At 60.4% G+C, this 14397-nt stretch carries 9 protein-coding genes and 4 tRNA genes; all 13 read left to right on the top strand.

Annotated features, from left to right (window positions below):
* Positions 1-139: 139 nt before the first annotated feature.
* The 13 genes from U5A52_RS40540 to rpoC all read left to right on the top strand — a co-directional run bounded on the left by U5A52_RS40540 (position 140) and on the right by rpoC (position 14215).
* Positions 140-225: transfer RNA gene (locus U5A52_RS40540), tRNA-Tyr, on the top strand.
* Between the two features lie 54 nt (positions 226-279).
* Positions 280-353, top strand: a tRNA-Gly gene (locus U5A52_RS40535).
* A 32-nt stretch (positions 354-385) separates the two neighbouring features.
* A tRNA-Thr gene (locus U5A52_RS40530) sits at positions 386-460 on the top strand.
* Between the two features lie 109 nt (positions 461-569).
* Complete coding sequence (tuf, locus tag U5A52_RS40525) at positions 570-1760, top strand: elongation factor Tu (protein WP_028371383.1); 1191 nt, start codon at positions 570-572, stop codon at positions 1758-1760.
* A gap of 70 nt (positions 1761-1830) precedes the next feature.
* Positions 1831-1906: transfer RNA gene (locus U5A52_RS40520), tRNA-Trp, on the top strand.
* A 37-nt stretch (positions 1907-1943) separates the two neighbouring features.
* Positions 1944-2324, top strand: a complete 381-nt coding sequence (gene secE / locus U5A52_RS40515; protein WP_321917529.1) for a preprotein translocase subunit SecE — start codon at positions 1944-1946, stop codon at positions 2322-2324.
* A gap of 1 nt (position 2325) precedes the next feature.
* Positions 2326-2883: a transcription termination/antitermination protein NusG gene (nusG, locus tag U5A52_RS40510; RefSeq protein ID WP_028208939.1), complete on the top strand. Its 558-nt coding sequence runs from the start codon at positions 2326-2328 to the stop codon at positions 2881-2883.
* Positions 2884-3074: 191 nt separating this feature from the next.
* Positions 3075-3506 carry a 50S ribosomal protein L11 gene (gene rplK, locus U5A52_RS40505; RefSeq protein ID WP_027797945.1) on the top strand — a complete coding sequence of 144 codons (432 nt, stop codon included), beginning with the start codon at positions 3075-3077 and terminating at the stop codon, positions 3504-3506.
* On the top strand, positions 3507-4202 hold the full coding sequence (gene rplA, locus U5A52_RS40500) for a 50S ribosomal protein L1 (protein ID WP_042272956.1): 696 nt from the start codon (positions 3507-3509) through the stop codon (positions 4200-4202). It abuts the gene before it with no gap.
* A 310-nt stretch (positions 4203-4512) separates the two neighbouring features.
* Positions 4513-5010, top strand: coding sequence for a 50S ribosomal protein L10 (gene rplJ, locus U5A52_RS40495; RefSeq protein WP_069269335.1), 498 nt, complete (start codon positions 4513-4515; stop codon positions 5008-5010).
* 75 nt (positions 5011-5085) lie between these two features.
* Positions 5086-5460, top strand: a complete 375-nt coding sequence (gene rplL, locus U5A52_RS40490; protein WP_027821097.1) for a 50S ribosomal protein L7/L12 — start codon at positions 5086-5088, stop codon at positions 5458-5460.
* Positions 5461-5836: 376 nt separating this feature from the next.
* The gene (gene rpoB, locus U5A52_RS40485) at positions 5837-9943 is read left to right on the top strand and encodes a DNA-directed RNA polymerase subunit beta (protein WP_321917533.1); all 4107 of its coding nucleotides are present in this window, start codon (positions 5837-5839) and stop codon (positions 9941-9943) included.
* Between the two features lie 21 nt (positions 9944-9964).
* Positions 9965-14215 carry a DNA-directed RNA polymerase subunit beta' gene (gene rpoC, locus U5A52_RS40480; protein ID WP_321939843.1) on the top strand — a complete coding sequence of 1417 codons (4251 nt, stop codon included), beginning with the start codon at positions 9965-9967 and terminating at the stop codon, positions 14213-14215.
* Positions 14216-14397 lie beyond the last annotated feature (182 nt).

Genomic DNA, 14397 nt, shown 5'->3' with positions numbered 1-14397 from the left:
CTACAAGCGAAACCCCGGCCCTAAAAAGCCGGGGTTTTTGCTTTTTCGCTCTCCCTATAAGTGAGAGCGTTGTGGGATCGGCGCCGAACAAAGTGCTTGACACGATTCGGATGTTCCCCCATAATCATCAGTTCTCTGCGGAGGGGTGCCCGAGTGGCTAAAGGGGGCAGACTGTAAATCTGTTGGCTTACGCCTACGTTGGTTCGAATCCAACCTCCTCCACCAGAATTCAGCTGTAGTAAGTGTCGGGCCGGCAGCAGTACCAAGCCGGCGAACCTCGCGGGTGTAGCTCAATGGTAGAGCAGAAGCCTTCCAAGCTTACGACGAGGGTTCGATTCCCTTCACCCGCTCCAGCGAAGCAATAAAGCGGTTTAGAGCAGTTTTTGCCCATGTGGCTCAGTGGTAGAGCACTCCCTTGGTAAGGGAGAGGTCGGCAGTTCGATCCTGCCCATGGGCACCAGCCGGTATCTAGCGGGCCTCAGAAGCCCCGCATCGAGCAGGCAGCAGCAAGCCAGTGATTGTTTGCGCGCCCCGCGCAACGTACGGAAAAATCCTCTTAGGAGTCGAAAATGGCCAAGGGTAAGTTTGAGCGGACCAAGCCGCACGTGAACGTGGGCACGATCGGTCACGTTGACCACGGCAAGACCACGCTGACGGCAGCGATCACGACGGTTCTGACCGCGAAGTTCGGCGGCGAAGCGAAGGCGTACGACCAGATCGACGCGGCGCCGGAAGAAAAGGCACGTGGTATTACCATCAACACCGCGCACGTCGAGTACGAAACGGCTAACCGCCACTACGCACACGTCGACTGCCCGGGCCACGCTGACTACGTGAAGAACATGATCACGGGCGCGGCACAGATGGACGGCGCAATCCTGGTGTGCTCGGCCGCTGACGGCCCGATGCCGCAAACGCGTGAGCACATCCTGCTCGCCCGTCAGGTTGGCGTGCCTTACATCATCGTGTTCCTGAACAAGTGCGACATGGTCGACGACGCCGAGCTGCTCGAGCTGGTCGAAATGGAAGTGCGCGAGCTCCTGTCGAAGTACGACTTCCCGGGCGACGACACGCCGATCATCAAGGGTTCGGCCAAGCTGGCGCTGGAAGGCGACAAGGGCGAACTGGGTGAAGTGGCGATCATGAACCTGGCCGACGCACTGGACACGTACATCCCGACGCCGGAGCGTGCAGTTGACGGCGCGTTCCTGATGCCGGTGGAAGACGTGTTCTCGATCTCGGGTCGCGGCACGGTGGTGACGGGTCGCGTTGAGCGCGGCATCGTGAAGGTCGGCGAGGAAATCGAAATCGTCGGTATCAAGCCGACGGTGAAGACGACCTGCACGGGCGTGGAAATGTTCCGCAAGCTGCTCGACCAGGGTCAGGCAGGCGACAACGTGGGTATCCTGCTGCGCGGCACGAAGCGTGAAGACGTGGAGCGTGGCCAGGTTCTGGCCAAGCCGGGTTCGATCACGCCGCACACGCACTTCACGGCTGAAGTGTACGTGCTGAGCAAGGACGAAGGCGGCCGTCACACGCCGTTCTTCAACAACTACCGTCCGCAGTTCTACTTCCGTACGACGGACGTGACGGGCTCGATCGAGCTGCCGAAGGACAAGGAAATGGTCATGCCGGGCGACAACGTGTCGATCACGGTGAAGCTGATCGCTCCGATCGCGATGGAAGAAGGTCTGCGCTTCGCAATCCGCGAAGGTGGCCGTACCGTCGGCGCCGGCGTGGTTGCAAAGATCATCGAGTAAGTTTTTGCCAGTCTCGTTGATCGACTAAGTGGTTTCGGGGTTGGCGATGCCGCCAACCCCAAAATGGTTTAGGGGTATAGCTCAACTGGCAGAGCGTCGGTCTCCAAAACCGAAGGTTGGGGGTTCGATTCCCTCTGCCCCTGCCAACTTCTCGCGCTTCGGCGCGTTGTTCTTTAAGGTGTTATGGCGAATCCTTCCGTCGAAACTGTTAATACTTCCAGCGACAAGCTGATGCTTGCAGTGGGCGTATTGTTGGTTGTGGCCGGGTTCGTAGGGTTCTACTGGCTCGGTAGCCAGGAGTGGTATGTCCGCGGTGCAGCGCTCGCAGTGGGCGTGATCGCGGGGGTGGTAGTCGGTCTTCTCTCGGCGCCCGGCAAGAGCTTCATCGCGTTTGCCAAAGACTCGTACAAGGAAGTTCGCAAGGTCGTCTGGCCGACTCGCAAAGAGGCCACGCAAACGACCCTGGTGGTCTTCGGTTTTGTGCTGGCAATGGCCATCATTCTGTGGGTTTGCGACAAGTCCATCGAGTGGGTGATTTTCTCGGCGATTCTGGGTTGGAAATGATATGAGCGATACACCGGCATCCCCGAGCGGAAAACGTTGGTATGTGGTGCACGCCTACTCCGGCATGGAGAAGAGCGTGCAACGTGCGCTTCAGGAGCGCATCGAACGTGCTGGCATGCAAGACAAGTTTGGCCAGATCCTCGTTCCGACTGAAGAGGTGGTCGAGGTGAAGGGTGGTCACAAATCAGTGACCGAACGTCGTTTCTTCCCGGGCTATGTCCTGGTTGAGATGGAAATGACGGACGAAACGTGGCACCTCGTGAAGAACACGGCAAAGGTGACCGGTTTTGTCGGCGGGGCGCGTAATCGCCCGAGCCCGATTTCGCCGCGCGAAGTCGAAAAGATCATGTCGCAGATGCAGGAAGGCGTTGAGAAGCCACGCCCCAAGACCCTGTTCGAAGTCGGCGAGATGGTCCGCGTGAAGGAAGGTCCGTTCACGGACTTCAACGGCAGCGTCGAAGAAGTCAACTACGAAAAGTCGCGCGTCCGGGTCTCCGTCACCATTTTCGGTCGCGCCACACCGGTCGAACTCGAATTCGGCCAGGTCGAAAAGCTGTAAATCGAATACTACGGATCGCGCCTCTGGTGCGGTCCGTTTTTCCGCGCTTACGGTCCGCGTTATGGCCGTAGAGGAGCGCCAGTAGTCCAGTCGGCTGTAGATGTCGCCAAAGCAGTTGGCACAGCGAAGATTGTGGCGAGCGCGCGCTACCACTCACCAGAACGCTCACGCGTTCCAAAGAGGTTTTCAACATGGCAAAGAAAATCATCGGCTTTATCAAGCTGCAGATTCCTGCAGGTAAAGCCAATCCGTCGCCGCCGGTCGGCCCGGCACTGGGTCAGCGCGGCCTGAACATCATGGAGTTCTGCAAGGCGTTCAACGCGCAGACTCAAGCCATGGAACCGGGTCTGCCGGTTCCGGTCGTGATCACGGCATTCGCGGACAAGAGCTTCACGTTCATCCTGAAGACGCCGCCGGCTACGGTTCTGATCAAGAAGGCAGCGAAGGTCGACAAGGGTTCGGCCAAGCCGCACACCGACAAGGTCGCTACGATTACCCGCGCGCAAGCCGAGGAAATCGCCAAGACCAAGATGCCGGACCTCACGGCAGCCGATATGGACGCAGCGGTCCGCACGATCGCTGGTAGCGCCCGCTCGATGGGCATTGTCGTGGAGGGCGTGTAAATGGCTAAGGTTTCGAAGCGTCAAAAGGCACTGGCTGCCAAGATCGACCGCCAGAAGCAATACCCGATCGGCGACGCACTGTCGCTCGTGAAGGAATGCGCCACGGCGAAGTTCGACGAGTCGATCGACGTTGCAGTGCAGCTCGGCATCGATGCGAAGAAGTCGGACCAGGTCGTTCGTGGTTCGGTCGTTCTGCCCGCAGGTACCGGCAAGTCGGTCCGCGTTGCAGTGTTCGCGCAAGGTGAAAAGGCTGAGCAAGCCAAGGCAGCAGGCGCTGAGATCGTCGGTATGGAAGACCTCGCCGAGCAGATCAAGGGCGGCAACCTGAACTTCGACATCGTGATCGCTTCGCCGGACACGATGCGCGTTGTCGGTACGCTCGGTCAGATCCTCGGCCCGCGCGGCCTCATGCCGAACCCGAAGGTCGGCACCGTGACGCCGGACGTGGCGACCGCGGTCAAGAACGCGAAGGCTGGTCAGGTGCAATTCCGTGTCGACAAGGCCGGTATCATCCACGCGACCATCGGCCGTGCATCGTTCGAGCCGACCGCGCTGCGCAGCAACCTGGACGCGCTCCTCGACGCGCTGACCAAGGCGAAGCCGGCAACGAGCAAGGGCGTGTACCTGCGCAAGATCGCTGTCTCGAGCACGATGGGCGTTGGCGTTCGCGTCGACCAAACGTCGCTCGCAGCGTAATAGTTTCGCCGCGCTGAGGTTTGAAAGAACAGCAGCGCGGATTTAAAGGGCTTTGGGCGGTTGTGCAGCGGCAGTTTGCGCGGTGCAACCGGTTGTCAAAGACCGTTGGCGGAAGTGCAGCAGTTGGGTGCTTCCTTAATGCAAAGCCAACGCAGATGGCGAACCCGAAAAGGTTTTGAAGTGCTGATGTGAGCGGATGCGGGCGGCAACGCCTGAAGATGCAAACTGATTTACTCCGGACTGGTCGGTCGCCGTTGTTGAACGCGGCACATGTAGCGAAAGCAAAGTGTGTCGAATCTGGAGGTTAACCGTGCCACTGAACAAAGAAGGTAAGCAGGCCGTCGTGGCTGAAGTCTCCGCGCAAGTCGCGAAGGCTCAGACCATGGTGCTGGCCGAGTATCGTGGAATCGCGGTTGGCGATCTGACCAAGCTGCGCGCGAAAGCGCGTGAGCAGCAGGTGTACCTGCGCGTGTTGAAGAACACGCTGGCGCGTCGCGCTGTCGAAGGTACCCCGTTTGCTCCGCTGGCAGAGCAGATGACTGGCCCCCTGATCTACGGCATCTCGGAAGATGCAATTGCTGCTGCGAAGGTCGTCAATGACTTCGCGAAGGGCAATGACAAGTTGGTCATCAAGGCTGGTTCCTACGAAGGCAAGGTGATGGACGTGGCAGGCGTGCAAGCGCTGGCCAACATCCCGAGCCGCGAAGAACTGCTCTCGAAACTGCTGTTCGTTATGCAAGCTCCTGTTTCCGGCTTCGCGCGTGCTCTGGCCGCGCTGGCGGAGAAGAAGCAAGCAGAAGCTGCCTGATTTCAGGCAGACGAACGAGCAAGAGCGAGCGAAGATCGCTAGCTGTTTCCGAATTCAAATCTGGAGTAATTTCAAATGGCAATCGCAAAAGAAGACATCCTCGAAGCCGTTGGCTCGATGTCGGTTCTCGAACTGAACGAACTGGTCAAGGCATTCGAAGAGAAGTTTGGCGTGTCGGCAGCTGCTGTGGCAGTCGCTGGCCCGGCAGGCGGCGGCGCTGCTGCTGCTGCTGAAGAGCAGACCGAATTCACGGTCAACCTGCTTGAAGCAGGCGCGAACAAGGTTTCGGTCATTAAGGCCGTTCGTGAACTGACGGGTCTCGGCCTGAAGGAAGCGAAGGACCTGGTCGACGGTGCACCGAAGCCCGTGAAGGAAGCGGTGCCCAAGGCTGCTGCTGAAGAAGCGAAGAAGAAGCTGGAAGAAGCCGGCGCGAAGGCTGAAATCAAGTAAGTTTCAGCGCGCTGTGCGAAGGCTGGCGGTTTTTACACCGCCGGCCTTTTTGTGCTTTGTGGGTTCTGCATTTTTGTGTTCGATTTTTTTGAAGTCGGAGGCGGAATGCGGGACCTAGAAGCCAAAGAAAAACGTCTTTCGCCGGGTGAAAGCCTCAAGGGCACCATCTGGGCGCACGACGCTTCTCTTTGTCTTCTGAAGCGACTGCAGAAGGCAAGTTTGGTCGGGCAGCGGGCAAGTTATGACAAGCCGAAATCCGTTGCCGTCAGCCAGCGGTTGGTAGAGGCCAACCACCAAGCTTCCAGGGCTCGCGAAGCCATCGGGTCTCAGTCGGTGAACACTCGGGTCGTCCTACCCGCCGTGATTCGGAGATCGTATGCACTATTCCTTCACCGAGAAGAAGCGTATTCGCAAGAGTTTCGCGAAACGCCCCATCGTTCACCAGGTTCCTTTCCTGCTGGCTACCCAGCTTGAATCATTCAGCACTTTCCTGCAAGCAGAAACGGCGACCGCACAACGCAAACCGGAAGGTCTGCAGGCAGCGTTTTCGTCCGTTTTTCCTATTGTTTCCCATAACGGCTTTGCTCGTCTAGAGTTCGTCAGCTACATGCTGTCGTCGCCGGCATTCAACATCAAGGAATGCCAGCAACGCGGTTTGACGTACTGCTCGGCGCTGCGCGCCAAGGTCCGTCTCGTCCTGCTCGACAAGGAATCGCCGAGCAAGCCGGTCGTGAAGGAAGTGAAGGAACAGGAAGTGTACATGGGCGAAATTCCGCTCATGACGCCGACCGGTTCGTTCGTTATCAACGGCACCGAGCGTGTCATCGTCTCGCAGCTGCACCGCTCGCCTGGCGTGTTCTTCGAACACGACAAGGGCAAGACGCACAGCTCGGGCAAACTGCTTTTCTCGGCCCGTATCATTCCTTACCGCGGTTCGTGGCTCGATTTCGAGTTCGACCCGAAGGACGTGCTGTACTTCCGTGTGGACCGTCGCCGCAAGATGCCGGTCACGATCCTGCTGAAGGCTATCGGCCTCACGCCGGAACAGATCCTCGCGAACTTCTTCGTGTTCGACAACTTCACGCTGATGCCGGAAGGCGCGCAGATGGAGTTCGTGCCGGAGCGTCTGCGCGGTGAAGTCGCGCGCTTCGACATCAGCGATCGCGAAGGCAAGGTCATCGTCCAGAAGGACAAGCGGATCAACGCGAAGCACATCCGCGACCTCGAAAACGCGAAGACCACCTACATTTCGGTCCCCGAAGATTATCTGCTCGGCCGCGTTCTCGCGAAGAACGTCGTCGACGGCGACACGGGCGAAGTGATCGCGAACGCAAACGACGAGATCACGGAAAGCGTGCTCGAGAAGCTGCGCGAAGCGAAGATCAAGGACATCCAGACGCTCTACACGAACGATCTGGACCAGGGTCCGTACATCTCGTCGACGCTGCGTATCGACGAAACCGCCGACAAGATGGCCGCGCGCATCGCGATCTACCGCATGATGCGTCCGGGCGAGCCGCCGACCGAAGAAGCAGTCGAGGCGCTGTTCAACCGCCTGTTCTACAGCGAAGAAGCGTACGACCTCTCGAAGGTGGGTCGTATGAAGTTCAACCGCCGCGTGGGCCGTGACGAAATCGTCGGCCCGATGACGCTGCAGGACGACGACATCCTCGCGACCATCAAGATCCTCGTCGAGCTGCGCAACGGCAAGGGCGAAGTGGACGACATCGACCACTTGGGCAACCGTCGCGTGCGTTGCGTGGGCGAACTCGCGGAAAACCAGTTCCGCGCGGGTCTCGTGCGCGTCGAACGTGCAGTGAAGGAACGCCTCGGCCAGGCCGAAAGCGAAAACCTGATGCCGCACGACCTGATCAACTCGAAGCCGATTTCGTCGGCGATTCGCGAGTTCTTCGGTTCGTCGCAGCTGTCGCAGTTCATGGACCAGACCAACCCGCTCTCGGAAATCACGCACAAGCGTCGTGTTTCCGCACTGGGCCCGGGCGGTCTGACGCGTGAGCGCGCAGGCTTCGAAGTCCGCGACGTGCACCCGACCCACTATGGCCGCGTGTGTCCGATTGAGACGCCGGAAGGTCCGAACATTGGTCTGATCAACTCGCTCGCACTGTACGCGCACCTGAACGAATACGGCTTCCTCGAAACGCCGTATCGCAAGGTCGTGGACAGCAAGGTGACCGACCAGATCGACTACCTGTCGGCGATCGAAGAAGGCCGTTACGTGATCGCTCAGGCGAACGCGGCAGTGGCCGAAGACGGCACGCTGACCGACGAACTCGTCTCGTCGCGTGAAGCGGGCGAAACGCTGATGGTCACGCCGGACCGCATCCAGTACATGGACGTGGCGCCGTCGCAGATCGTCTCGGTTGCTGCTTCGCTGATTCCGTTCCTCGAGCACGACGACGCGAACCGTGCACTGATGGGTTCGAACATGCAGCGTCAGGCCGTGCCTTGCCTGCGTCCGGAAAAGCCGGTCGTCGGTACGGGTATCGAGCGCACGGTTGCGGTCGACTCGGGCACGACGGTTCAGGCGCTGCGTGGCGGCGTGGTGGACTACGTCGACGCAGGCCGTATCGTGATTCGTGTGAACGACGACGAAGCGGTGGCGGGTGAGGTTGGTGTCGATATCTACAACCTGATCAAGTACACGCGTTCGAACCAGAACACGAACATCAACCAGCGTCCGATCGTGAAGATGGGCGACAAGGTTGCGCGCGGCGACGTGCTGGCTGACGGCGCATCGACCGATCTGGGCGAGCTCGCGCTCGGCCAGAACATGCTGATCGCGTTCATGCCGTGGAACGGCTACAACTTCGAAGACTCGATCCTGATCTCGGAGAAGGTGGTTGCGGACGACCGTTACACGTCGATCCACATCGAAGAACTGAATGTCGTTGCACGCGACACGAAGCTCGGACCGGAAGAAATCACGCGCGACATTTCGAACCTCGCGGAAGTGCAGCTTGGCCGTCTCGACGAGTCGGGCATCGTGTACATCGGCGCGGAAGTCGAAGCGGGCGACGTGCTCGTGGGCAAGGTCACGCCGAAGGGCGAAACCCAGCTCACGCCGGAAGAAAAGCTGCTGCGCGCGATCTTCGGCGAGAAGGCTTCGGACGTGAAGGACACGTCGCTGCGTGTGCCCTCGGGCATGAGCGGCACGGTCATCGACGTGCAGGTGTTCACGCGTGAAGGCATCCAGCGCGACAAGCGTGCACAACAGATCATCGACGATGAACTGAAGCGCTATCGCCTCGACCTGAACGACCAGCTGCGTATCGTGGAAGGCGACGCGTTCCAGCGTCTCGCACGTATGCTCGAAGGCAAGGTCGCGAACGGCGGTCCGAAGAAGCTCGCGAAGGGCACGAAGATCGAGCGCGCGTACCTCGAAGACCTGGATCACTACCACTGGTTCGACATCCGTCTCGCGGACGAAGAAGCAGCGGCGCAGCTCGAAGCGATCAAGAACTCGATCGAAGAGAAGCGTCACCAGTTCGATCTGGCTTTCGAAGAAAAGCGCAAGAAGCTCACGCAAGGCGACGAACTGCCGCCGGGCGTGCTGAAGATGGTCAAGGTGTACCTCGCGGTGAAGCGTCGTCTGCAGCCTGGCGACAAGATGGCAGGCCGTCACGGTAACAAGGGTGTGGTGTCGAAGATCGTTCCGATCGAAGACATGCCGTACATGGCTGATGGCCGTCCGGCAGACGTCGTGCTGAACCCGCTCGGCGTGCCGTCACGGATGAACGTGGGTCAGGTTCTCGAAGTGCACCTCGGTTGGGCCGCGAAGGGTCTGGGCTGGCGTATTGGCGAAATGCTCGCGCGTCAGACGAAGGTTGCGGAGATGCGTGAGTTCCTCACGAAGATCTACAACGAATCGGGCCACAAGGAAGACCTCGACAGCTTCAGCGACGACGAGATCCTCGAACTCGCGAAGAACCTGCGCGAAGGCGTGCCGTTCGCAACGCCGGTGTTCGACGGTGCGACCGAAGAGGAAATGTCGAAGATGCTCGACCTGGCGTTCCCGGACGACATCGCGACGAACCTCGGCATGACGCCGTCGAAGAACCAGGTGCGTCTGTACGACGGCCGCACGGGCGAGATGTTCGAGCGTACGGTCACCGTGGGCTACATGCACTACCTGAAGCTGCACCACCTTGTCGACGACAAGATGCACGCGCGTTCGACGGGTCCGTACTCGCTCGTGACGCAGCAGCCGCTGGGTGGTAAGGCGCAATTCGGTGGTCAGCGCTTCGGTGAAATGGAAGTGTGGGCGCTCGAAGCGTATGGCGCTTCGTATGTGCTGCAGGAAATGTTGACGGTGAAGTCCGATGACGTGACGGGCCGGACGAAGGTGTACGAAAACCTCGTCAAGGGCGACCACGTGATCGACGCGGGCATGCCGGAATCCTTCAATGTGCTGGTGAAGGAAATCCGCTCGCTCGGCATCGACATCGACCTCGACCGCAACTAATCGGACTACGGAGAGAAGGCAATGAAAGCTCTGCTCGATCTATTCAAGCAAGTCCAACAAGAAGAAGTTTTTGACGCGATCAAGATCGGTCTGGCCTCGCCGGACAAGATCCGTTCGTGGTCGTTCGGCGAAGTGAAGAAGCCGGAGACCATCAACTACCGCACGTTCAAGCCGGAGCGGGATGGTCTGTTTTGCGCGAAGATTTTTGGTCCGATCAAGGACTACGAATGCCTTTGCGGCAAGTACAAGCGCCTGAAGCATCGTGGCGTGATCTGCGAGAAGTGCGGCGTGGAAGTCACGCTCGCCAAGGTGCGTCGCGAACGCATGGGCCACATCGAGCTGGCCTCGCCGGTCGCTCACATCTGGTTCCTGAAGTCGCTGCCGTCGCGTCTGGGCATGGTGCTCGACATGACGCTGCGCGACATCGAGCGCGTGCTGTACTTCGAAGCGTACGTGGTGATCGAACCGGGCATGACGCCGCTGAAGGCGCGGCAGATCATGACCGAAGAGGATTACTACAACAAGGTCGAAGAGTACGGTGACGAATTCCGCGCTGAAATGGGCGCGGAAGGCGTGCGCGAGCTGCTGCGTGCGATCAACATCGACGAACAGGTCGAGACGCTGCGCACGGAGCTTAAGAACACCGGCTCGGAAGCGAAGATCAAGAAGTACGCGAAGCGCCTGAAGGTGCTCGAGGCCTTCCAGCGTTCGGGCATCAAGCCCGAATGGATGGTGCTCGAAGTGCTGCCGGTGCTGCCGCCCGAACTGCGTCCGCTCGTGCCGCTGGACGGTGGCCGCTTCGCGACCTCGGACCTGAACGACCTGTATCGCCGCGTCATCAACCGTAACAACCGTCTGAAGCGTCTGCTCGAGCTGAAGGCGCCGGAGATCATCGTCCGCAACGAAAAGCGGATGCTCCAGGAAGCGGTTGACTCGCTGCTCGACAACGGCCGTCGCGGCAAGGCGATGACGGGCGCGAACAAGCGTCCGCTGAAGTCGCTCGCCGACATGATCAAGGGTAAGGGCGGCCGCTTCCGTCAGAACCTGCTGGGCAAGCGCGTGGACTACTCGGGCCGTTCGGTCATCGTGGTGGGTCCGACGCTCAAGCTGCACCAGTGCGGTCTGCCGAAGCTGATGGCGCTCGAACTCTTCAAGCCGTTCATCTTCAACAAGCTGGAAACGATGGGCGTTGCCACGACCATCAAGGCTGCGAAGAAGGAAGTCGAGAACCAGACGCCGGTGGTGTGGGACATCCTCGAAGAGGTGATCCGCGAGCATCCGGTCATGCTCAACCGTGCGCCGACGCTGCACCGTCTTGGCATTCAGGCTTTCGAGCCGGTGCTGATCGAAGGTAAGGCAATCCAGCTGCACCCGCTCGTTTGCGCGGCGTTCAACGCCGACTTCGACGGTGACCAGATGGCTGTGCACGTTCCGCTGTCGCTCGAAGCGCAGATGGAAGCGCGTACGCTCATGCTCGCGTCGAACAACGTCCTGTTCCCGGCCAACGGCGATCCGTCGATCGTGCCGTCGCAGGATATCGTGCTCGGCCTGTACTACGCCACGCGTGAAGCGATCAACGGCAAGGGCGAAGGCATGACGTTCACGGGCGTGTCGGAAGCACTGCGCGCCTACGAGAACAAGGAAGTCGAGCTGGCCTCGCGCGTGAACGTGCGTATTACCGAAATGGTCCATAACGAGGACAAGTCGGAAGGCGCACCGGCATTCGTGCCGAAGATCACGCTGTACGCGACCACGGTCGGCCGCGCGATCCTCTCGGAAATCCTGCCGCCGGGCCTGCCGTTCACGGTGCTGAACAAGCCGCTGAAGAAGAAGGAAATCTCGCGTCTGATCAACACCGCGTTCCGCAAGTGCGGTCTGCGTGAAACGGTGATCTTCGCCGACCAGCTGATGCAGTCGGGCTTCCGCCTTGCAACGCGCGCCGGTATTTCGATCTGCGTGGACGACATGCTCGTGCCGCCGCAGAAGGAAACCATCGTCGGCGACGCCGCGAAGAAGGTGAAGGAGTACGACCGTCAGTACATGTCGGGTCTCGTCACCGCGCAAGAACGCTACAACAACGTGGTCGACATCTGGTCGGCAACGTCGGAAGCGGTCGGCAAGGCGATGATGGAGCAGCTCGCGACGGAACCGGTCATCGACCGCGACGGCAAGGAAACGCGTCAGGAATCGTTCAACTCGATCTACATGATGGCCGACTCGGGCGCGCGGGGTTCCGCGGTCCAGATCCGTCAGCTGGCGGGTATGCGCGGTCTGATGGCGAAGCCGGACGGCTCGATTATCGAAACGCCGATTACCGCGAACTTCCGCGAAGGTCTGAACGTGTTGCAGTACTTCATCTCGACCCACGGTGCACGTAAGGGTCTGGCTGATACGGCACTGAAGACCGCGAACTCGGGTTACCTGACGCGTCGTCTCGTCGACGTCACGCAGGATCTCGTGGTCGTCGAGGAAGATTGCGGCACGTCGAATGGCGTGGCGATGAAGGCCCTCGTGGAAGGCGGTGAAGTCGTCGAAGCGCTGCGCGACCGTATTCTCGGCCGCGTGGCGGTGGCGGACGTCGTCAATCCTGAAACCCAGGAAACGATCTACGCTTCGGGCGACCTGCTCGACGAAGACGCAGTCGAAACGATCGAAAGCCTCGGCATCGACGAAGTGCGCGTGCGCACGCCGCTGACCTGCGAAACGCGTTACGGCCTGTGCGCATCGTGCTACGGCCGCGACCTGGGTCGTGGTTCGCGTGTGAACGTCGGCGAAGCAGTCGGCGTGATCGCAGCACAGTCGATCGGCGAACCGGGCACGCAGCTCACGATGCGTACGTTCCACATCGGTGGTGCGGCATCGCGTGCGGCAGTGGCCTCGTCGGTGGAAGCCAAGTCGAACGGTACCGTGCGCTTCACGGCGACGATGCGTTACGTCACGAATGCGAAGGGCGAGCAGGTTGTCATCTCGCGTTCGGGCGAAGCCATCATCGCTGACGATCACGGCCGCGAGCGCGAGCGTCACAAGGTGCCGTACGGCGCGACGCTGCTGCAGCTCGATGGCGCCGCGATCAAGGCCGGCACGCAGCTCGCAACGTGGGATCCGCTCACGCGCCCGATCATCACCGAGTACGGCGGTACGGTGAAGTTCGAGAACGTCGAAGAAGGCGTGACCGTGGCCAAGCAGATCGACGACGTCACGGGTCTGTCGACCCTCGTCGTGATCGACGTGAAGCGCCGCGGTTCGCAGGCTGCGAAGAGCGTGCGTCCGCAGGTCAAGCTGCTCGACGCGAACGGCGACGAAGTGAAGATCCCGGGCACGGAGCACTCGGTGCAGATCGGCTTCCAGGTCGGCGCACTGATCACCGTGAAGGACGGTCAGCAAGTGCAGGTCGGTGAAGTGCTCGCACGTATCCCGACCGAAGCGCAGAAGACGCGTGACATTACCGGTGGTCTGCCGCGTGTGGCGGAACTGTTCGAAGCACGTTCGCCGAAGGACGCAGGTATCCTGGCGGAAGTCACGGGTACGACGTCGTTTGGTAAGGACACGAAGGGCAAGCAGCGTCTCGTTATCACGGACCTCGAAGGCAATCAGCACGAGTTCCTGATCGCGAAGGAAAAGCAGGTGCTGGTCCACGACGGTCAGGTCGTCAACAAGGGCGAAATGATCGTGGACGGCCCGGCCGATCCGCACGACATCCTGCGTCTGCAGGGTATCGAAGCGCTGTCGCGTTACATCGTGGACGAAGTGCAGGACGTGTACCGTCTGCAGGGCGTGAAGATCAACGACAAACACATCGAAGTGATCGTGCGTCAGATGCTGCGTCGTGTGCAGATCACCGACAACGGTGATACGCGCTTCATTCCGGGCGAGCAGGTCGAGCGTTCGGACATGCTGGACGAAAACGACAAGATGAACGCCGAGGACAAGCGCCCGGCAACGTACGAGAACGTGCTGCTCGGTATTACGAAGGCATCGCTCTCGACCGACTCGTTCATCTCGGCGGCATCGTTCCAGGAAACGACGCGCGTGCTGACCGAAGCGGCGATCATGGGCAAGCGCGACGATCTGCGTGGCCTGAAGGAAAACGTGATCGTCGGTCGTCTGATTCCGGCCGGTACGGGTCTCGCCTTCCACAAGGCGCGCCGTGCGAAGGAATCGTCGGATCGCGAGCGTTTCGACCAGATCGCAGCGGAAGAAGCGTTCGAGTTCGGTACGCCGGAAACCCCGGCCGCCGAGCAGCCGCAACAGCCGCATACGACGGACGAGTAAGCCTGGGGCGGTGCAAGCCGCCTTGTGCCTCGGGCTGACGTGCCCTCGCAAAAGCCGCCCGGTATTCACCGGGCGGCTTTTTTTATTGGCGCTGGCGTTTGCCCGCTCGCGCCTGCGGCCTCGTGCCGCAGTGCCGGCCCGCTCGCTGCGCACATCGGTCAGGCGTGCTAACGTAGCGCGCC

It is taken from the genome of Paraburkholderia sp. J8-2, from assembly GCF_905220195.1.
Classification (GTDB): Bacteria; Pseudomonadota; Gammaproteobacteria; order Burkholderiales; family Burkholderiaceae; genus Paraburkholderia.
Note: the sequence above shows the minus strand (reverse complement) of the source record. Positions and strands in the feature narration are given on the sequence as shown.